Source organism: Microvirga lenta (assembly GCF_020532555.1).
In the GTDB taxonomy this organism is placed as follows: domain Bacteria; phylum Pseudomonadota; class Alphaproteobacteria; order Rhizobiales; family Beijerinckiaceae; genus Microvirga; species Microvirga lenta.
Window position 1 is genome coordinate 150,175 of sequence record NZ_JAJBBR010000001.1, and the last position, 18,979, is coordinate 169,153.

The 18,979-nt window shown below is 62.3% G+C and carries 23 protein-coding genes; 15 read left to right on the forward strand and 8 right to left on the reverse strand.

The genetic code is table 11. The features are described from left to right. Positions 1 to 215: 215 nt before the first annotated feature. Both LGR44_RS00835 and LGR44_RS00840 read left to right on the forward strand, forming a co-directional pair. Entirely contained in the window at positions 216 to 494 is a 279-nt protein-coding gene (locus tag LGR44_RS00835) for a BrnT family toxin (RefSeq protein ID WP_226736214.1), read from the forward strand. After that, complete coding sequence (locus tag LGR44_RS00840; protein ID WP_226736215.1) at positions 484 to 867, forward strand: BrnA antitoxin family protein; 384 nt, start codon at positions 484 to 486, stop codon at positions 865 to 867. Before LGR44_RS00835 ends, LGR44_RS00840 begins: the two co-directional genes overlap by 11 nt. Positions 868 to 925: 58 nt before the next feature. On the opposite strand, the gene LGR44_RS00845 is transcribed toward LGR44_RS00840, so the two are convergent. Together LGR44_RS00845 and LGR44_RS00850 are read right to left on the reverse strand one after the other, a co-directional pair. Next, positions 926 to 1,804, reverse strand: a complete 879-nt coding sequence (locus LGR44_RS00845) for an urea carboxylase-associated family protein (protein ID WP_226736217.1) — start codon at positions 1,802 to 1,804, stop codon at positions 926 to 928. Positions 1,805 to 1,955: 151 nt separating this feature from the next. Then, positions 1,956 to 2,753: an outer membrane protein gene (locus LGR44_RS00850; protein WP_226736220.1), complete on the reverse strand. Its 798-nt coding sequence runs from the start codon at positions 2,751 to 2,753 to the stop codon at positions 1,956 to 1,958. 515 nt (positions 2,754 to 3,268) lie between these two features. Here LGR44_RS00850 and LGR44_RS00855 point away from each other — a divergent pair. Both LGR44_RS00855 and LGR44_RS00860 read left to right on the forward strand, forming a co-directional pair. Further along, the gene (locus LGR44_RS00855) at positions 3,269 to 3,559 is read left to right on the forward strand and encodes an ArsR/SmtB family transcription factor (protein WP_226736222.1); all 291 of its coding nucleotides are present in this window, start codon (positions 3,269 to 3,271) and stop codon (positions 3,557 to 3,559) included. A gap of 13 nt (positions 3,560 to 3,572) precedes the next feature. Then, complete coding sequence (locus tag LGR44_RS00860; RefSeq protein WP_226736224.1) at positions 3,573 to 3,965, forward strand: VOC family protein; 393 nt, start codon at positions 3,573 to 3,575, stop codon at positions 3,963 to 3,965. 118 nt (positions 3,966 to 4,083) lie between these two features. Here the strand turns inward: LGR44_RS00860 and LGR44_RS00865 are convergent, their stop codons facing one another. Next, a complete protein-coding gene (locus LGR44_RS00865) occupies positions 4,084 to 4,395 on the reverse strand; it encodes a hypothetical protein (RefSeq protein ID WP_226736226.1) in 312 nt (103 codons plus the stop codon). A 414-nt stretch (positions 4,396 to 4,809) separates the two neighbouring features. Between LGR44_RS00865 and LGR44_RS00870 the strand changes: the two genes are divergently transcribed. The 3 genes from LGR44_RS00870 to LGR44_RS00880 all read left to right on the forward strand — a co-directional run bounded on the left by LGR44_RS00870 (position 4,810) and on the right by LGR44_RS00880 (position 9,419). Continuing rightward, the gene (locus LGR44_RS00870) at positions 4,810 to 7,971 is read left to right on the forward strand and encodes an ATP-binding protein (RefSeq protein WP_226736228.1); all 3,162 of its coding nucleotides are present in this window, start codon (positions 4,810 to 4,812) and stop codon (positions 7,969 to 7,971) included. A 24-nt stretch (positions 7,972 to 7,995) separates the two neighbouring features. Further along, positions 7,996 to 8,718, forward strand: a complete 723-nt coding sequence (locus tag LGR44_RS00875; protein WP_226736230.1) for a hypothetical protein — start codon at positions 7,996 to 7,998, stop codon at positions 8,716 to 8,718. Positions 8,719 to 9,158: 440 nt separating this feature from the next. Continuing rightward, the gene (locus LGR44_RS00880) at positions 9,159 to 9,419 is read left to right on the forward strand and encodes a hypothetical protein (protein WP_226736232.1); all 261 of its coding nucleotides are present in this window, start codon (positions 9,159 to 9,161) and stop codon (positions 9,417 to 9,419) included. A 963-nt stretch (positions 9,420 to 10,382) separates the two neighbouring features. Here LGR44_RS00880 and LGR44_RS00885 read toward each other — a convergent pair. After that, positions 10,383 to 10,535 carry a hypothetical protein gene (locus LGR44_RS00885; protein WP_226736234.1) on the reverse strand — a complete coding sequence of 51 codons (153 nt, stop codon included), beginning with the start codon at positions 10,533 to 10,535 and terminating at the stop codon, positions 10,383 to 10,385. 537 nt (positions 10,536 to 11,072) lie between these two features. Between LGR44_RS00885 and LGR44_RS00890 the strand changes: the two genes are divergently transcribed. The 3 genes from LGR44_RS00890 (at position 11,073) to LGR44_RS00900 (ending at position 11,836) form a co-directional block, all read left to right on the forward strand. Continuing rightward, positions 11,073 to 11,282: a cold-shock protein gene (locus LGR44_RS00890; RefSeq protein WP_226736237.1), complete on the forward strand. Its 210-nt coding sequence runs from the start codon at positions 11,073 to 11,075 to the stop codon at positions 11,280 to 11,282. Between the two features lie 103 nt (positions 11,283 to 11,385). Beyond that, positions 11,386 to 11,586: a hypothetical protein gene (locus LGR44_RS00895; RefSeq protein WP_226736239.1), complete on the forward strand. Its 201-nt coding sequence runs from the start codon at positions 11,386 to 11,388 to the stop codon at positions 11,584 to 11,586. A gap of 55 nt (positions 11,587 to 11,641) precedes the next feature. Next, positions 11,642 to 11,836 carry a hypothetical protein gene (locus LGR44_RS00900; RefSeq protein ID WP_226736241.1) on the forward strand — a complete coding sequence of 65 codons (195 nt, stop codon included), beginning with the start codon at positions 11,642 to 11,644 and terminating at the stop codon, positions 11,834 to 11,836. Between the two features lie 6 nt (positions 11,837 to 11,842). Here the strand turns inward: LGR44_RS00900 and LGR44_RS00905 are convergent, their stop codons facing one another. Further along, complete coding sequence (locus tag LGR44_RS00905) at positions 11,843 to 12,274, reverse strand: Lrp/AsnC family transcriptional regulator (protein WP_226736244.1); 432 nt, start codon at positions 12,272 to 12,274, stop codon at positions 11,843 to 11,845. A gap of 116 nt (positions 12,275 to 12,390) precedes the next feature. Between LGR44_RS00905 and LGR44_RS00910 the strand changes: the two genes are divergently transcribed. Beyond that, entirely contained in the window at positions 12,391 to 12,972 is a 582-nt protein-coding gene (locus LGR44_RS00910; RefSeq protein ID WP_226736246.1) for a cysteine hydrolase family protein, read from the forward strand. A 9-nt stretch (positions 12,973 to 12,981) separates the two neighbouring features. Here LGR44_RS00910 and LGR44_RS00915 read toward each other — a convergent pair whose 3' ends face one another. Continuing rightward, a complete protein-coding gene (locus LGR44_RS00915; protein WP_226736249.1) occupies positions 12,982 to 13,440 on the reverse strand; it encodes a GatB/YqeY domain-containing protein in 459 nt (152 codons plus the stop codon). Between the two features lie 141 nt (positions 13,441 to 13,581). On the opposite strand from LGR44_RS00915, the gene carA reads away from it, so the two are divergent. The 4 genes from carA to LGR44_RS00935 all read left to right on the forward strand — a co-directional run bounded on the left by carA (position 13,582) and on the right by LGR44_RS00935 (position 16,980). Further along, positions 13,582 to 14,784: a glutamine-hydrolyzing carbamoyl-phosphate synthase small subunit gene (gene carA, locus LGR44_RS00920; RefSeq protein ID WP_226736251.1), complete on the forward strand. Its 1,203-nt coding sequence runs from the start codon at positions 13,582 to 13,584 to the stop codon at positions 14,782 to 14,784. A gap of 199 nt (positions 14,785 to 14,983) precedes the next feature. Beyond that, a complete protein-coding gene (locus LGR44_RS00925; protein WP_226736253.1) occupies positions 14,984 to 15,358 on the forward strand; it encodes a hypothetical protein in 375 nt (124 codons plus the stop codon). A gap of 342 nt (positions 15,359 to 15,700) precedes the next feature. Further along, on the forward strand, positions 15,701 to 16,255 hold the full coding sequence (locus tag LGR44_RS00930; RefSeq protein ID WP_226736256.1) for a cupin domain-containing protein: 555 nt from the start codon (positions 15,701 to 15,703) through the stop codon (positions 16,253 to 16,255). Positions 16,256 to 16,290: 35 nt separating this feature from the next. Next, on the forward strand, positions 16,291 to 16,980 hold the full coding sequence (locus LGR44_RS00935) for a class I SAM-dependent methyltransferase (RefSeq protein ID WP_226736258.1): 690 nt from the start codon (positions 16,291 to 16,293) through the stop codon (positions 16,978 to 16,980). A 17-nt stretch (positions 16,981 to 16,997) separates the two neighbouring features. Here the strand turns inward: LGR44_RS00935 and LGR44_RS00940 are convergent, their stop codons facing one another. Continuing rightward, complete coding sequence (locus LGR44_RS00940) at positions 16,998 to 18,224, reverse strand: MFS transporter (protein WP_404809899.1); 1,227 nt, start codon at positions 18,222 to 18,224, stop codon at positions 16,998 to 17,000. A 204-nt stretch (positions 18,225 to 18,428) separates the two neighbouring features. Next, positions 18,429 to 18,824 (reverse strand): GtrA family protein, encoded by a 396-nt coding sequence (locus tag LGR44_RS00945; protein ID WP_226736262.1) that lies wholly within the window; start codon positions 18,822 to 18,824, stop codon positions 18,429 to 18,431. Positions 18,825 to 18,979: the final 155 nt, after the last annotated feature.

Sequence of the window (18,979 nt, forward strand, 5' to 3'; positions counted from 1 at the left end):
CCTCGTCGCTGACCTCCACGTATCGGAGTTGCATTTTTGTACATATGGTTGTATATACAGCCTTGCTGATCCAGGACGGCCCTTCAGGCCCAACTTGGACATGGCATAAGCGGCCTTCAAAGAACGGCTGCAGGGCGTCGAACTGAAATGGGCCGGGGTGCCACGAAGGATCATCGTGGTCAGAGGACTCTTGTCCTCAAACGAAGGATTTCTGTTTGACCGGAGGAGAACTGAATTTCGACTGGGACGAGCGCAAGCGACGCTCGAACATCGAAAAACACGGCATCGATTTCCTGGACGCCATCGAGGTCTTTGGAGACCCCGATGCGTTATCCTTCCGATCAAGGGCCGAACATGAGGAAGACCGCTATCTGATCATCGGCCGCTGCAAAGGCCGGGTGATCGCCGTGATCTACACGTGGCGGGGCGAAACCGTCCGCGTCATCTCGGCCAGGATGGCGCGAAGAGAGGAGCGACAACGATATGGACCGTGAAAGAATTGTCCGTCACGTCGCATCGCTGGACGATGGGACGAGCATTGTCGAGCATGAGGATGGGCGTCTGGAGCGCCTGACCTCCCGCACCGATTGGGCGCGCATCGATGCCCTGTCGGACGAGGAGATCGAGGCCGCTGCGACTGACGATCCGGATGAAACAGGTTTCCAGCAGATCGACTGGTCGAAGGCTGAAGTCGCCTCCCCTCCCCGCAAGCTTCCCATCTCCATCCGGGTGGACGAGGACGTGCTGAATTTCTTCAAGCAGCAAGGGACAGGGTATCAGCGCCGCATGAATGCGGTGTTGCGAGCCTACATGAAAGAGGCTCGGAAAGCCGGGCCGACGAACCCAAAGGCAAAGAAAGCCGGCTGAGTTCCGAACGTCGTCGTTCCGGCACCGCGAAAAAGCCCGGGGTGAACCCCGCGCCCGGCTATGCGCCGCCGGGCGCGCTTTCGCCGTGGCTCCCGCCGTAGCCGTTGCGGGCGGGCGGAACCCAGCCCTCGGGCGGCGCCTTCGGGCGGTAGATCTCGACGAGCAGGGGGTGGCAGGCCGCCGTGTCGCTGGAATGCTCGGTGCTGCAATCGCCGCCGGGGCACGCTGAGAGGGCGCCGAGCAGATCGATCTCGGCGAAGAATTCCAGGAAGTCCCCCGGCCGCACGGGACTCGCCTTCATGAAGTACTGGCCCGTGTCGCGGGTGAAGCCGGTGCACATGAACACGTTGAGCACGTCGTGCACCGCGGGCTCCACCGCCGCGAGGGGGCGGCCCAGGCGATGGGCCAGGGCCCGCGTGAGGTTGGAGTGGCAGCAATGATGATAGTCGCCGCCGGAGAGGAGCCGGTGCGTGTAGGGATCGCAGCGCGTGCCGATCACATCGTGCACGGAGCCGCCGTATTCGTCGAAGCCGTACCAGTCGAGGGTGTCCTGCGTGATCGTCGCCATCGGCCGCAGATGCGGCAGGTTCGACCAGAGCCGGTCTCCGGTGGAGAGATGCGTGCCGTGCAGCGCCCGGGTCTTGCCGGAGAAGAAGCGCTCGCCGATGTCGTCCGCCGCCCAGAGGTTCAGGTCCCCGACCTGCGGCCCCTCGATGGAGACGATGCGGAAGAAGCAGCCGGCGGGCACCGTGAAGCAGCGCGCGTCGCGCGGCGGCACCACCACTTCGTCCACCTTCTCCCAGCCCTCCCGCGCGGCGCGATAGGCCGGAAGGTCGGGCGGCGCCAGGCTGTCCACGGGATAGCAGATCACGGGCGCCAGCTTCCGCCGCGCCTCGGCGTCGGACGGCTCCGGCCGTTCGCTTCTCTCAGGTTTCATCCGCATCTCCCGCTTTCGTTCGCCGCCTCTCTTACAGGCAGGCGCGTGCGGGTGGCTAGGGCGATCGGCGGCTCGCGGCATCGCGGCTCCGGCGCCGCAAAAAAAGCCCGGGTCGCCCCGGGCCCAGTCCATCGCGGGAGGAGACGGAAGCTCAGTAGGTGCCGAACTTGAAGTTCAGCTTGGCGCGCGCCACGAAGAAGTCGCTGTCGTTGTTGTTCGTCGCCGGCACGGTGACGGCCACGGGCTCCCCGCCGACGGGCGTGAAGGTTCCGATGGGGCCGTTGAAGTTGTTGTCGTCGTCCTCGAAGGTGAGCCACAGGCCCTCGAGGCCGAAGGTGACGGCGGAGGAGCCGAACCAGTTCACGGGCAGCGCCCATTCGACGCCGCCGCCCAGCGCCCAGCCGGTGTTGTCGTCCGTATAGGCGAAGCCGCCGGTGCCGTAGACCAGCACCCGGTCGAACGCGACGCCCAGCCGGGCGCGCACGGAGCCCCACCATTCCGGCGCGTTGCTGTTGAACACGCCCGGCACGAAGGTTCCGGCGAAGCCGTTGCCCGGCACGAAGAGGACGTTCTGGTCCTGGTCCGTGTCGGCCCACTGGATGTCGGCCTCGAGACCGACCACGAACGAGCCGAGCTGATAGTTGTAGCCGACCTGCCCGCCGCCGGTGAAACCGCCGTCGTTGTTGTTCGAGAAGACCAGCGTGCCGGAGAGCCCCGCCGGAATGCCCGGACCGGGCGCCAGGAACACGGGCTCCCGGTCGTCCTCGCGCCAGCCCCAGCCCGCATTCGCGCCCACGTAGAAGCCCGACCAGGTGAAGATGGGAACGGGGGCGATGACCGGAGCCGGAGGAGGAGCCGTCGTGACCGGCAGGTCCGCCGCCGAGGCCGCCGAGATGGCCAGGGCCGAGATCGCCGTGGCCGCGAGAAGACTCGAAGAACACTTCCTCATGAGAGTCACCCTTGTGCAAGGAGGAACCGGCGCAGCTTACGGCGATTTCGGCCGCAGCCCCTATAGCAAATCGGCAACACGTCATAAGTAAACGTGGTATTTTTCAAAGTATCGAAAGTGGTACTACTATTTGGATTCACAAGGAATGATAATAAATTTTATGATTATGATCTCATGATTAACTGAAAATCAGGATCCAATATTGACAGGCCGGGGGCCGCATGTCCTACTGCGGAGGCTTTTCGGATTGTCATCCCGAAGGCGAGGAGAAAACTCGAAACCCTGTCCCCAGCGGACAGGGTTTTTTCAAGCCGGGGATGCGGTTCCCCCGGCCGCTCGGCGGGCCTCGCGGCGGATGCCGCCGGCGGGGCGATGCTCGCCCCCTACCCCGCCCCATCCCCATCGGCCCGATCCCGCTTCGCCGGGCACGCCCGCGCCGGGCTGCGCTGCCTGTCGATCCGGAGCGGCGCGCGACGCGCCTTGACATGCAATGATTTCATTGCATATTGAACCCCGTGAACGATGATGAACTCGACCGCGTCTTCAAGGCCCTCGGCGACCCGACCCGTCGCAGGATCATCGACCGTCTGCGCGAGCGTCCGAAACAGTCGCTGTTCGAAATCTGCGCCCTGTCGTTTGCGGACGATGGAGCGCCCCTCTCGCGCCAGGCGGTCACGCAGCATCTCGACATGCTGCAGAAGGCCGGGCTCGTCCGGGTCGAGTGGTCGGGCCGAACCAAGCTCCACACGCTCGATCCCGGCCCGTTGCGGGAGGCGTTCGGCCTGTGGCTCCGCAACCACCTCTAGAAAGGAGAGCCCGATGAGGATCTATGTTTCCAGCGTCTTCGTGGACGACCAGTCGAAGGCCCTGGACTTCTACACGCGCCTGCTGGGCTTCAGGGTGAAGAACGACGTGCCCGTGGGGGAGCATCGCTGGCTGACCGTGGTCTCGCCGGAAGATCCCGACGGGACGGAGCTGCTTCTCGAGCCGAGCGACCATCCCGCCGTCAAGCCCTACAAGGCCGCGCTGGTCGAGGACGGCATCCCGGCAACCTCCTTCCAGGTCGACGACATCGATTCCGAATACGACAGGCTTGTGTCCCTCGGCGTCTCCTTCGCCCGGGAACCGATGGATGCCGGGCCGGTCCGGATGGCGGTGCTCGACGACACCTGCGGCAACCTCGTTCAGCTGATCCAGATGAAAGGCGCCTGAGGGTTTCGAGCGCCATGCCGCCGGGCCGGGGCGGCCTCTCCGAAGCGGACCATGTCCGCCCCGCCTGCCGTTCGACGATCCTCCGCGCCGCCGACGGCTCCTGTCGCGGCGGCGCGGCTCAATGCTGCGTCAGGCTCGGATAGGGCTCCCGCTCCGCCTCGTCCCCGTGGGCCAGCTCCCGCACCGCGCCGCGCGACAGCAGCATCCAGCGCCCGTCGGGCGCGCGGTAGATCGCATAGACCGGCTCGCCCTGCCACGCGCCGCGCCTGTCGATGACGGCGAGCGCGATCTCGCGGATCGCGCGCATGACGCAATAGGCCGTGCCGAGCACGGTCAGCGGCACCGCGAGGAGCCAGAGCGCCTGGATCGCATCCGACGACGTGTGAAACTTGTTGAGCAGATCCGCGAAGGCGGAATACGGCTGGTCCATGCTGCAACTCCCCTGGGAAGCAGCCACCAGCGGCGCGCTGGTGGCCGGGAGTTAGAAAACCGCACAAGGACGGCCGCATTGGCCTTTAGGCTCGCGCCCTGGACATGCGCCAACACCTCCCGGCCATAGGGCAAGGAGGCATCGTTGCGGTCGATGCCGACCGCCTTGTGAGGGGTTTCTAAGCCCCAGAACCGGGTGCGCCCGGTTCCGGTTCGAGGGTTAGCATGGCGGGTGGTTGGGGGGCAAATGGGAGTTATGTCTCGCGCCCAAGTGCCCCAGATCTGGAAAATTTCTATCGCTCGTCGCAATCCAGGGGTCGCGCAAAGCTTATAGTTGAGATAAGGTCAAGCTTATAGAGACGATGCTGGGATCTAAGCCGTCAATATAGCGGCGACCGGCACGTTTGGGGGGATTATGACTGACTTTGAAGCGAGACCACTTCACCTGCATAGCCTTGAGTCTCTCCTAACAGATCTCATTAGTGGGAGATCCGTTCAAGTTGGAGAATTAGAAGATTTTACCTTACCAGACGAACACACACGCAGTGCGCTTCACTGGTATCGGAAAAGAGGATCAGACACTTGGACTGCTAATGTTTCCGGGGCGCACGCTGAAGATCTTGTAAGTACAATCCTTGAAGCTCCACCATATTTGACTGCCCTTCCGGCACGCCCAGTAGGCGCTAATAAGCGCCATCTAATATTGAAAAAAGTGGAAGCACATCGCTTTGCAGGCCTGCATAAATTTGGCACGCCTGGAGAAGCGCCAAACAATTACGTCCATGAATTTTCCAGTTCATTGACGTTGTTCGAAGGTAGGAACGGATCGGGGAAAACATCACTTATCAATGCGATCGTGTGGGCTTTAACAGGTGAAGTACTGCGCCCTCAGCGCGAGCCTGAAAAGGCAGATCGCGATTTTGAATGTTGGATTACAGCAACAGATGATCGAGACCGCACATCTCATCGGCTCTCGCCAGTAACTCCCCTGCCAAATTTGGACCACTATATACCTGATCAAGCATGGGTCCCTACAGACACTTGGGTAGAGTTAACCTTTGTCGATGACTTTGGGACCCCTCTCCCTGCTATCCGTCGTAGCCAGCACCGATCAGCTCAAGGCAAACTTAGTGAAATAGCCCCCGATCTAACAGTTCTTGGAATAGACCCAATAGCAGTCCGCATTGGCACTATCATGCCAAGCCTTCTGCCCCTCATTAAAGTTGGAACCGAATCCGAACTCGGACGAGCTGTATCTCAACTTACCGGCTTGTCTGCGCTCGTTGATCTCGCCAATCATAGTAGACGCGCAAAGAACAAGATTGGGGAGTTTATCAAGACTAAGACAGCAGATTTAGAGCGCACAGATATTGCATACAATGTTGCAAAGAGTGATCTTGAAAAAGAGATAGAGACTCATCCTGATATAGCTCCAGATGTAGCAATACCAGCTCCTTCCGATGACAAAGGAATCGAGCAGACCCTTAATGACATCACAGAGCATTTTCGGGAAGCGAAGCTTCGCGCTTATGATGCCGCCAGTTCCATACTTGGTGATGCATTCAGCCCATCAAATGCTGCACTTCTCACTGATCTAGAGAAAAACATTGGCCGCGCACTAGACCATGTGAGTCGTCCACAGGACCTAATCTCTGCAGCAAGGCTTAATGGCCTAAGGCTCCTCACATCTGACCAGTTAGATGAGGCAGAAGACAAAATAGCTGAAATTCTTGCACAGGCCCATACACTTGAGGCTCTAGCAGGAGATCCTTCAGTTGCTGCGCGCACACGCCTTTACGCCTGTGTTGCGATGTGGATTGAGGAGCATCCTGACACTCAGATTAGTGGGGATATCTGCGCTATCTGCGGTGGCTCCCTCAAGGAGGCGCTTGATCCTGTAACCGGCACTCCCGTTAGGCTTCATCTTCAAGATGCTAAGGCCGATGCAATTTTATTATCACAAACTCTTAAACGATGGTCCGAGCATGCTCTTGGATACCTAATACGCTTTCTACCTGAGCCGCTTCAGAGAGAGCTATCAACCGAACTTCCACCGCATCCTTGCGACCTTCTACGGAAAGCCGTCGTAGATGAACTCTTCAGCCTTGAGCCATTTCGTGGCGTCTTATCTGAACTGAAGAAAGAGACTGCTGCTACTTTTGACAGCATTGCAGTCAGTCGATCAGATTTTAGCGAGGCACCTGAGATAAGCCTTCCATCAAATTGTGATGAGTTAGGCCAAGCATTGAAGCGGCTCGATAGAGCTATTCGCTTTGCAAGATGGCGCAAAGAGAACGACCCACTGGCACGTCAAATTTCCTCTCACGTCCTTGGTCGCTTGGTAGAGCAAGGAGAGGCTTCAGAAACTCTCACGTTAGCAGGAAAGCTTCTGGCATTAGATAGGATGGTCAGAGGCACCAAGCCACTTTCAGATGCCTTACTTCAATGCGACCGTATTAGGGATCAGCTAAAAGCTAGGCGCACTACAGAGAAACGACTTAGCGAGTATGTACTAGCTAGCAGCGCCCTAGCCAGCCTTTCAGATCTAGGGCTTTTGGCGGATCGACAAGTAGATCAGCTTAGAAAAACTCTTCGCGCCGATGCAGCGAAGTGGCGGTCACGTATTTACTTAGGTGCCTTCCCCGACACAGCACATAAGTTGGTTGATACCAATATGGGACGCAAGGGCGAGTTAGATCTCGTGATTGAAGCAGGAGGAGTGTCGGCACCTGCACAGCACGTAACTAACGCTTCTGCATTACGCGCAAGTCTTGTCGGCTTTTACCTTGCGTTCTGGGAGCATGTACTCAAAGAACGCGGCGGTCTTAAAACTTTATTACTTGATGACCCACAAGAATTACTCGACGATGAGAACCGCGAGCGTCTAGCTACATCCTTAACTCCTCTAGTTAAGGCAGGAGCCCAACTGATTATCACGTCCTATGACTCCAAATTTTCGGGATGTGTTTCTCGCATCTCTGGAATCAAAAGAATTGACCATTTAGAAGTTCATCCCGCCACATATCAGCAACCTGTTGTTCGGACGACACCACCTCTTCCGTCTATTCTTGAGCGTAAAGCCCGCCACGAAAAGGATATGAACGCGGAAGAGCCAGCTAGGGACTTTCTAGACGTTTGCCGAGTTTTTCTTGAGGCAAAACTAGGAGATATGTTTGATGGCCCAGCACACTCGGCATGGGCTAAGGCAAATGCTAATCCTACTCTTGCAAGCTTCGTAAGCCGATTACGTTCAATGGTGAAAGCAGGACCACAAGGGATGTTTAGTGCCCACGTATTCCGTCGCTTTGTAGATCACGAAGCGCTTATGGATGGTTCTACTGTATTAACTCTGATGAACAAATCCCATCATGGGCAGCGTCAAGAGATTAGGGCAGCTGAGGTGGCAGAATGCTCCTATCAATTAGGTGAACTTTTAGAACTTGTTGAGCAGATGCATGAGGAGTGTTACCGTTGGCGCCGCCGAGATGCGCCGTCCAATCAAGAGCCTGTGGAGGCAATACCCGCACTAGAACCTATGGTTAATCCCGGGCTAGAAGTCATGGTGTGTCCTGACTAGGCGGCTTTCACCCAAGCCCCCCCCGTGGGTGAATCTCAGGATATCCCTGAGCCGCTTGATCCCCAGATACTCGACAACAAGGCGGTATTTTATCTCCGTCGAGACAATTTTGGATTTGCGGCACCAACTGGAGCTTTAGCGATTGTTGAATCTATACCAGGTCCGGCCGCTGACCGAAGGTTGGTGATCGCCCGCCATGCCGACAACGTCTATGCAAGAAGGCTTTTGAGGGGGGTAAATTCTAGCGTTGTTGGGCTAACAGCTGAAGTCCGCAATCCTCAGACTAAAACCCCCAAAACTATTTTTTTATCAGAGCCGCAAATTGCAATACATCAGGTTGCGGGAATAATTTTTGAACATGACATTAGTATCGGCCCGGGACCAGAAGAGGCGATTCAGGTCGATGCAACGAGAGTGTTAAAGCGCGTTGAGAGTGCCTTTCGGGTTATCGAAGATAGCGCAGTGCCTCTAGCGCTTGAAAATCAAATTGTTCTTGGAGGTGTGCGAATTGATCTCAGCACCCTTAGTAAGAAACAAGATGCCCTAGTCGCCCTAACGCTAGACGATGGATCAAGTATTTTTAAGCGCGTTGGAGCACCGCTCCCGGGAGACCTCGCTCACCTATGCCAATTCGAAAGCATAGGCGGGCTTGGCTCCTCACAGATCCTATCAATTGGCAAAGAGCACCGCGGCTTTCGCACCATCCACAGTGCACGCTTGATTATTGGGGTACTTTATCATGGCTGATACCTTGTTCCCATTTTGTTCTTGACGCCCCCCACAAGCTAAGCTATATCGTTCCTGCCTGACCCGCCGAGGGGCGCGCTCGCGAGGCGTCGTGACTGTGGGGTCGGGCACGGTCCTGCGCAGGAGGGGAACGCACCCTCCTGTGGCGGGAGGCCCAGGCATCAGCCTCGGGACCGGCGTTGGTTGCAGACCCGGCCGCAACAGGCTTGCGGCGTCCGTCTGCGGCAGCGCACGGACCATGGCCGCCTGTCCGCCTAAAGAAGCCGTGCGCGAGGTGCCGTCCGGTTCATCGCTTTCACCACCATCACCATCGAGCCGGACGAGTGCACGTCGCGCCACCCTCGATCGCTCTTCGGCTTCGGGCCAGCCGGCCCGGAGCCCGAAGGCGCGTGCCGTTTTCAAAACTTCATTTCATGCCAGCCATTGCCGAGAGACGATTCATGAACCGCACCGACGCGATCCTGTCCAAGCTTCCCGATGCCGACGATGCCCTGCGGCGGCTGTCCGACGTGCTGCGCGTGCACGCCACCTGCCGCAAGCGCGCCTGCCGCCGGGAGGAGAGCTGCCAGGGCGGCTACGGGCCGCCGTGCTATTTCGAGAAACGCACCGTCTTCGCCCAGGCGGTGGCCGAGCACATGCACGAGCATCGCCAGCTCTGGGCCGAAACCCGCGCCACCCTGCGCGCCTCCCTGCGCCGCTGAAGCATCGGACGGGAAAAGCGGACTTGCCCTTTTGGGATCGGTCCGATGCTTTCTCCTCAAGAAAAGCACCGTTCGAGCGGAAAACCGGATCCGCTTTTCGCCGGCGCGGACCTTCGGTTCCGCACGATGCTCCAGGCGCGGCGGATGTCCGGGACCCCGCTCCTCCCTTCCGATGGAAGAGGCCGGGCCGTCGGGCCCGGGAGACGCGCCGCCTTCGGATCCGGCGCACCCTCTTTCCCCTCCCCCTTGTGGGGAGGGCCGGGGTGCCGGCGCCATGCCTTCATAGGCTATCCACCTCCACCTCCTCCCCACCGCAAGTCGGGTGTTCCCGACTTGCGCAAGAGGATGCGGATCTCGGGCAAGCCCGAGGTCCGTGGGGAGGAGAGCCGGTCGGCGCCATCCGCATGAGCCTTCGAACCGAGGCCGAGACCGTGGAGGAGAGCAACGCGGCGCCATCCGCGTGAGCCTTCGAACCGGCGAAACCAGTGGGGGAGAGGTTGGACCGCAGGTCCGGGTGAGGGAATGCGCGCTTGCCGGGTGCGGCGCTGTCCGGTGCCGGATGCGGCGCTGTCCGGCGCGCCGCCATTCCCTCTCCCTTGTGGGGAGGGCCAGGGTGGGGGTGCCGGCGCGGTCTGAAATCCGTAAGGGGGAGGAGAACAAGGGCGCCATCGGCGCGGGTCGTCGGGGCTGCTCCGCGCCTCATGGCGGGAGAGCGGCGCGGCTTTATCGGCGCGCCTGGGCAGGTCCGGGACCGGGAGGGAATCAAGCGGGCCGCGCCGGTTGCGGGAGCCCCCTGGCGGCGCCTGCCCTCGGAGGAGCGGGCCGGATGCGGGGCGTCTCGCCTGGGCGGGAGCGCAGGGCCATCGCCGTGGAAACGGCGGGCCGGGTCGAGAAGGCGGAGGTCTCGGGACCGCGGGAGCGGCCCATGCCGGGGCGCGAAGCCCCGGCTGCCGGACCGGCGGATCAGCCGATCTGGTCGATGATGATCGCCCGGATCTCGTCGCGGGTGAGAATGGTCTGCTGCGGCTGCCACGTGGAGACGGGCTTGCGCAGCTTCTTCTTCGTCAGGGGACGCGACAGGGCCGGTGCGGGCTTGGAATGCAAAAGGGTTTGCATGGTTCTTCCTCGGGCGGCTTCGGCCAGGGCCGTGCCGCCGTTGTTCGTTGTGACTGAAATCGATTGCGGAGCAAAACGATGTGCGCGCCGCGGCATCATGCGCGGCGACCAAACTTCAAAAGTGCGGAAAGCGGGCCCGGTGCTCGATCACGAGCTTCGGAGAGCAGGCCGAACAGATCGTTTAGATGAACCCAACATAGATCGTTCCGCCGATATTTTCAAGCAGAAAGATCGTTTTTCACGCCGGCGATAACGAATAAACCCAGAATTTCCGGAGATTTTTCCCGGAAAAATCAGGCTTCCGTTAAGATGAAATATCGCATGATCGGGATTTTTCTTGGCCCGGAGCCTTGTTTTCGCCGTGAATGGGCACTAGATGTTCTTTATCGACATTTGGCCGGACAATCGGGCCGTTACGCCTTGGCATGCCAGGCGCACGTTCAGACACTCTTCCAAACATCGACGAACCGGGTTCGAGGCCGTGCGTTGCCACGCCCTTGCGCCCACGTGCACTGACACATGACTGAGGAATATCCCATGAACACGGGCACCGTGAAATTCTACAACGACCAAAAGGGCTTCGGCTTCATCCAGCCGGACAACGGCGACAAGGACGTGTTCGTCCACGCCACAGCTCTCGAGCGCGCCGGCATCCGCGGCCTTCGCGAAGGCCAGAAGGTGTCCTTCGACACCGCAGAGGACCGCCGCAGCGGCAAGGTCGCCGTCAACAACATCCAGACGGCCTAATGCATGAACCGGCGCACATCGCGAGCGCCTGATCAGGAGCCGCTCCCCTGGGAGCGGCTTTTTTGTTTGCTCCCCCATTCGATGCCGAACTGAAGAGGAAGCGATGAGCACCTTTCGGAAATACACTCCCGCGAAATCCGTGATGTTCCTGGTGAACTACGACGACGCCCGCACAGCCTATCTGTGGATCGACAATCCTTCCCAGGCCGCCGACACCCGCGTGGTCGGCACGATCGCCCGCGCCCAGCAGGAACAGGGCACCCTGCCCGAGGGCACCATCACCAGCATCCGGCGCATCCGGTAATCCGCCCGCCCGCGCCGGAGAACGAACACCCCGCCCCTCACCAGGAGACCGACCGATGTCCCACAAGTTCAAAGTCCGGCAGATGATCCGGCTGAAGCACCCCGCCTATGCCGATTCCCGGACGAGCTCGACCGGCGTCTACGAGGTCGTCCGGCTCATGCCCGCCGACCAGAGCGGGGAACTCTCGTACCGGATCAAGAGCGGTGCGACCGAACGGGCCGTGCGCGAGAGCGAGATCCGAAGCGCCTAGCGCTCCCTAGTCCCGCGCCCACGGGGTCGCGAGGACGATATGGGTCGTGGCCGTGGCCACGCCCTGCACGGCGGCGACGGCATCGCGGATCCGGTCCAGGGTCGCGTTGGAGTCGCACGACACCATCACCATGAGATCGATGGAGCCGGTCAGCGAGTGGCAGGCGGTGATCTCGGGAATGCCCGACAGGCGCGGCACCACGTGCTTGCAGCGGAAACCCGGCTCGAAGGTGACGGCGATCATGGCCCGCACCGCCGGGTCGTGCTCGGAGGCGAGCTCCACCGTATAGCCCTTGATCACGCCCTCGCGCTCCAGGCGGCGCATCCGCTCCTGCGTGGCGCTGCGCGACAGGCCGACGCTGCGGGCAAGGCCGACGAGGCTCTCCCGCGCATTCCGGCGCAAGGACGCCACCAGGATCCTGTCTTTCTCGTCCAGCATGACGCTCCCGCCGCCCCGATGCTTCCCGACCGGCACTTAGCCGGCCCACCGGTCATCTTGTCCAGTGAAACCGGCACGACGACGCGCGAAGACAGGAGGGCAACTGAGGTTTCCCCATGGATTACGCGAATTCTGTGCTTCTGCCGGTCGACATGCAGCAGGCTTTCGACCTGCCCTCCTGGCCCCGCCGCTGGAACGGGGCCGTGGACGCCAACGGCCTGGCGCTCATCGAGGCGTGGCGGTCCCGCGGGCTGCCGATCATCCACGTGCGACACGATTCCGTGACGCCGGGCTCGACCCTGGCGCCGGGGCAGCCGGGCAACGCCTTCCGGCCGGGCTTCGGGCCGAAAGGCGGCGAGGCCCTGGTGACCAAGGGCGTCAACTCCGCCTTCATCGGAACCGACCTCGATCTCAGGCTGAAGCGGCTCGGCGTGCGGAAGGTCGTGGTCTTCGGCATAACGACGGATATGTGCGTGTCCACGACGGTGCGGACGGGCGCGAATCTCGGCTACGAGATGGTTCTGGTCGAGGATGCCTGCGACTGCTTCGACCTGCCGGACGGCACGGGCGGCGTCGTTCCCGCCCGCGAGAGCCACCGGGCCCATGTGGCGACCCTGCGCTACGAATTCGCCCAGGTGGCGACCACGGGGGACGTCCTGGCCGCGCTTGCGGCCGCCGGCGAGGCGACGGCCGCCTGAGCTGGGCGCTTACCCCTTGGGCAGCATGTCCTTCACGAGGCCGCTCGCCCTGCCGAAATCCATGCGGCCGGCGTACTTGGCCCGCAGGGCGCCGACGACCTTGCCCATGTCCTTCATCGAGGAGGCGCCGGTCTCGGCGATGGCCTCCTCGATGGCGGCCCTGGTCTCGGCCTCGTCCATCTGCTTGGGCAGGTAGGAGGAGATGACCTCGACCTCGTCCTTCTCCTGCTGGGCCAGCTCCGTGCGGCCGCCCTGCTCGTACATGGCGATCGATTCCTGGCGCTGCTTCACCATCTTCTGCAGGAGCGCCAGGATCTCCTCGTCGGAGAGCGGGTCCTTGCCGTTGCCGCGGGCCTCGATGTCCTTGTCCTTGAGCGCCGCCTGGATCAGGCGGATGGCGCCCAGGCGACGCTTGTCGCCGGCCTTCATGGCCTCCTTCATGTCCGCCGTGAAACGATCGCGCAGCATGGATATCTCCTTGTGTTTTAAAGCGCCTGAGCGTTGACGGAACGCGAACGGCCCCTTAAGTCACAGGAACAGTTCAAGGGCGGCCCATGGTGGCCTGCTCAAGCGCGCCCCATTGGGCTCGGACTTAAAGAGATCATGACGATGCTGCAAGACAAACACACAGCGGGTGGCTGGACGGAGCCGCGCGCAACCGCCGTTCTCGTGCTCCAGGACGGCACGGTGCTGGAAGGCTTCGGCATCGGCGCCACCGGCGAGGCCACCGGCGAGGTCTGCTTCAACACCGCGATGACCGGGTATCAGGAAATCCTGACCGACCCGTCCTATGCGGGCCAGATCATCACCTTCACGTTCCCGCATATCGGCAATGTGGGCGCCAACGACGAGGACATCGAGAGCGTCAACGCCGCCTCGTCCTCCGGCGTGCGCGGCGCCATCCTGGCCGCCTCGGTGACGGACCCGTCGAACTGGCGCGCCTCGCGCCACCTGGACGCCTGGCTGAAGGCCCGCGGCATCATCGGCCTGACCGGCATCGATACCCGGGCGCTCACGGCGCTCATCCGCGAGAAGGGCATGCCCAACGCGGTGATCGCGCACGATCCCAACGGCGCGTTCGACCTCGACGCGCTCAAGACCCGCGCCGCCGCCCTGCCCTCCATGGACGGCCTCGACCTCGTGCCCATGGTCACCAGCGGTCAGCGCTTCGACTGGGACGAGACGACCTGGAAGCTCGGCCAGGGCTACGAGAAGCAGGCGGAAGCCAAGTACCACGTGGTCGCCATCGACTACGGCGTGAAGCGCAACATCCTGCGGCTGCTGGCCCGCGCCGGCTGCAAGGTCACGGTGGTGCCCGCCACGGCCTCCGCCGACGACATCCTGGCCCTCAAGCCCGACGGCGTGTTCCTCTCCAACGGCCCCGGCGATCCGGCCGCGACCGGCGAATACGCGGTGCCGGTCATCCGCAAGGTGCTGGAAGAGAAGATCCCGACCTTCGGCATCTGCCTCGGCCACCAGATGCTGAGCCTGGCCGTGGGCGGCAAGACCAAGAAGATGCACCAGGGCCATCACGGGGCGAACCATCCCGTGAAGGACAGGACCACCGGCAAGGTCGAGATCACCTCGATGAACCACGGCTTCGCGGTGGACCCGGAGAGCCTGCCGGAGAACGCAGTGGAGACCCACGTCTCCCTCTTCGACGGCTCCAATTGCGGCATCGCGCTCACCGACCGCCCGGCCTTCTCCGTGCAGTACCATCCTGAAGCCTCCCCCGGCCCGCAGGACAGCCACTACCTCTTCGACCGGTTCGTGAAGCTGATCGAGGAGGAGAAGGCAAGGCGCCAGGCCTGAAGGCCCTAAACCCGTCAGTGCTCCGGCAGGGCGATACGCCCCTATCGGGGCCTTAACCACGATTCCGCCGAAGGGTGGATAATCGAACAATATTTCATTTCTGCGACAAACCGGACATTGCGCTCGCGGCCCAAATCACGTTAACCGATCAGTAACCATAAAAATTGACGATCGATTCTTGATTTTGGGGGTTCTTCCGATGACGTTCGACGACGAGTCCGGCCAGTTCAACCGCCTGCATTCCCTCTTCACTTTTCATCTCGGCGTCGCCGTCGGCCTGTCCTGGCTGACCTCGCTCTACGCCTCGATCTATGCTCCCTGGGTCCGCAACATCCGTCCCCTGATCGACCCGACCGATGCGGGACATGTGGAGAGCACCTGGTCCTTCCTGTTCATCTTCCCGGTCGTCCTCACGGTGGCCTGGCTCCTGACGATCTTCGGCCAGAACACCCTGCGACAGCTTCAGATGCTGAAGAACCAGACCATCGAGTTCGCCGTCGCGGGCACCGTCGCCTTCGTGGTGTTCTACCTCTCCATCGACCGCGCCGTCGCGGCGATGCTGATCGGGCAGTAACTTCGCAAGAACGATCAATCGAGGCGTCCTAAGGTCTTGTTCCGGAGCGATCCATGACCAAGGCCGGCACCAAGCCCAGAGCAACGACGCGCCTCGGTTAAGGCTGCCGGGTGGCCCGGGTGATGGCCTACATCGACCTCCACCGCGCAGCCGGCGAGCTGCTGACGGAGATCCTCCTCCCCTGAAGGGATAGCCGGGAGCCCCCTTCCCGCCGTGGCGCGGGAAGGGGCGCCGCCCTCCTGTTCCCGGAAGCCCGGAGCCGGAACTTCGGATTAATGAGCGGCCACGCTCGATCTTTCGCGAAGCCGATGCGTTCTCCCCCGACTGGATTGGAGGAAACGAATGGCTCAGGCAAAAGGATATGGCGCCCCCGGCGAGTACAACGCGCCGCTCAAGACGGACACTTACGTCTTCAAGGACAACGGCCTCATCCCGAACAATTCCCTGCCGCTGATCGTCCGTCGCGCTGCGATCCGGCCATCGAGCCCGGATCCGGCCAAGGCGTTCGAGAACACGTTTCAGAAGAACGGCTGGACCAATTCCTGGCGCAACGGCATTCACGACTATCACCACTATCACTCGACGGCCCATGAGGTTCTCGGGATCGCCATGGGGTCGGGCTCCGTGCGCTTCGGTGGAGAAAGCGGCGAGCTGGTCGCAGTCACGGCAGGCGATGTCGTCGTCATTCCCGCCGGGGTCGGGCACGCGCTCATCAACGACAACGGAGAGCTTCTGGTTGTGGGCGCCTATGCGGGCGGTCGCGACTGGGACGAGATCCGCGACGATCCCGGCGCCATCGAAGCCGCACGCAAGCGCATCGCGGAGGTTCCCCTTCCGGACGCCGATCCGGTCGACGGCGCGAACGGCCCCCTCATGAAACTCTGGTCCAACGGCTGATGACGAGAAGCTGAGCTTCGGCTAGGAGTCTCGCCATGAACTGGCGAGACTACTGGAACCAAGACACGCCGATCTATGCAGGCGAGCGGCACAAGCTCCTGCATTACCGGCTGGTTGCGAACGAGATCATCGGCCTCATCCCCTCACCGGATGCGGCCGTGCTCGACCATGCCTGCGGCGAAGCGTTGTTCGCGGACCGGGTGGCGGCCAAATGCGGCCACCTTTACCTCTGCGACGGGGCTCCCCTCGTGCGCGAACGGCTGCACGAAAGGTTCGGAGACCGGGACAGGATCACGATCCTGTCCCCGGAGGATCTCGCGACCCTGCCGGAAGCCTCCCTCGACCTGATCGTGGCGAACTCTCTCCTGCAATATCTCTCGCTGGAGGAGCTGCGCGGGCTCCTGAAGCTCTGGCACGGCAAGCTGAAAACCGACGGCCGCCTGATCCTCGCCGACGTGATTCGGCCGGATGTCAGCCCCGTGACCGACGCGAAGGCGCTCCTGTCCTTCGCCTGGAAGGGCGGCTTCCTGAAATCCGCGGCCCTCGGCCTCGCGCGCACCGCCTTCTCGGAATACCGCAAGATCCGCGAAGAGATCGGCCTGGCCCAGTACACGCAGGAGGACATCGTCGATCTCCTGGAGGAAGCAGGCTTCAGCGCCGAGCGGATGGAGCGCAATATCGGCCACAACCCGGCGCGGATGACCTTCATGGGCAGGCCGGTCTAGCTTCGCCGAAAGATGCTCTAGGCCTTGCACATCTCGGCGCGGGCGGAACGCTGATCGCTCGCCATCGACAGCGCCAGGACCACGAGGCCGCCCACCGCCAGGATCGCTCCCACCCATCCGGTCGAGGCGAAACCGTAGCCGGAGGCGATGGCTAGGCCGCCGAGCCAGGCACCGAGGGCGTTGGCGATGTTGAAGGCGGAATGGTTCAGCGCCGCCGCCAGGGTCTGGGCATCCGCAGCGACATCCATCAGGCGGGTCTGGAGCGCCGGCCCGATGGCGACGCTGCTCCCGACCAGGAACACGCAGATCGACAGCATGTACGGGTTCTCGGCCGTCAGGGAGAGGATCGACATCACGACGGCGCTGCCCGCCAGGGTGCCGGCGATGGTGCCGATCAGGTTCCTGTCGGCGAACCAGGCGCCGACCAGATTGCCCACGATCATGCCGGAGCCGAACAGCGCCATCATCATGGGAACGGCGCTTTCCGGCATCTGGGCGACCTGCGTGGCCGTCGACGCGATGTAGGAGAACACGGAGAACAACCCGCCGAAGCCGACGGCGCCGATGCCCAGGGTGAACCAGACCTGCTTGCGCTTGAAGGCCCCGAGTTCCCGGATCGGGCTGGCTCCCTCTTGAACTTTGTCCTTCGGCAGGAACAGCCAGATCAGGACGACGGTGAGCGCCCCCAGGAAGCCGACCGCCGCGAAGGCGACCCTCCAGCTCAGGATCTGACCGAACCAGGTTGCGACGGGCGTGCCGAGCAGCGTCGCCACGGTCAGTCCCAGCATGACGCGGGCTACGGCCTGGGTCCGCTTGCGCGGCTCGACCAGGGAAGCGGCCACCAAGGCCGCCACGCCGAAATAGGCGCCGTGCGGAAGCCCGGTCAGAAACCGCAGGAGAACGAACGATTCGAAGCCCGGCGCCAAAGCGCTGACGACGTTGCCGAAGGCGAAGACCGCCATCAGAACGAGCAGCAGCGTCTGACGGGCGAGCTTCGCGGCCAGGACCGCGATGATGGGAGCGCCGACCACAACGCCCAGCGCATAGGCGCTGATGGCGTATCCAGCCTCCGGCGTGGTGACGCCGAATTCCTGGGCGACGTTGGGCAGAAGCCCCATGATGGCGAACTCGCCCGTGCCGATGCCGAAGCTGCCGACGGCAAGCGCCAGCTCGATCAGGGCGACCGCGAGCCGCGAGCGCGGAACGGGCTTCTCCCCAGGAACGGCCCGGTCGGCCGCTGCCATCGAAATATCGGACATCAAGCCCCCAAGAGATGTTTCGCGAAAACCATGATGCGCTGCTTGGCCTTTGGACAGGCACGGCTGCGGCGCGAACTCATGTCGGTCTTATATTGCACTGCAAAACCGGGATGAGGACTGCACCCGGATGCAGGCCAGGGCTGCACTGGCCGTCTGTACCGGCTCGATCCTCAGCCGGTTGGCTCTTCGCTAGGCAAAGGTCCATGCCTTGTGGGCGACGAAGCTCCACAGCATCACGATCCCGGTCGTGACCAGCTGCGCCGGGATGTAGGGGGCGCCGAGCCATTCCACGAAGGCGTGCATGAACAGCCAGGTCAGCAGGAAGCCCACGAGGGCGACCAGGGCGAAGCGCCAGGTGGCCTCCCGGTGGGGGCGGCTGCTCCGATAGGTGTGGGTGCGGTTGAGGGCGTAGGAGACGAGCCCGCCCGCGATATAGCCGGCCAGCGTCGCCGGGACCGGCGAGGCGAAGCCGCCCTCCACGAGCATGACCAGGAGGCCGTAATGCGCCACGGCCGCGGCCAGCCCCACCCCGAAGAAGGCGGCGAACTGGCGGGCGAGGCGGCGCGGGTAAGGAAATGTCGTCACGGCCCCTCGTTAGCCCGTTACGGCGGCGCCGTCACGCGCTTCATCGGTGGACGCGTCCTCTTGGCCCTTTCTTTACGGGATGAGGCCGTGTAAGAGCCTCTCTCAACCTTAAATCAGATAACACGCCAGCTGCGCTCGAAGCGCCGTACCTTACG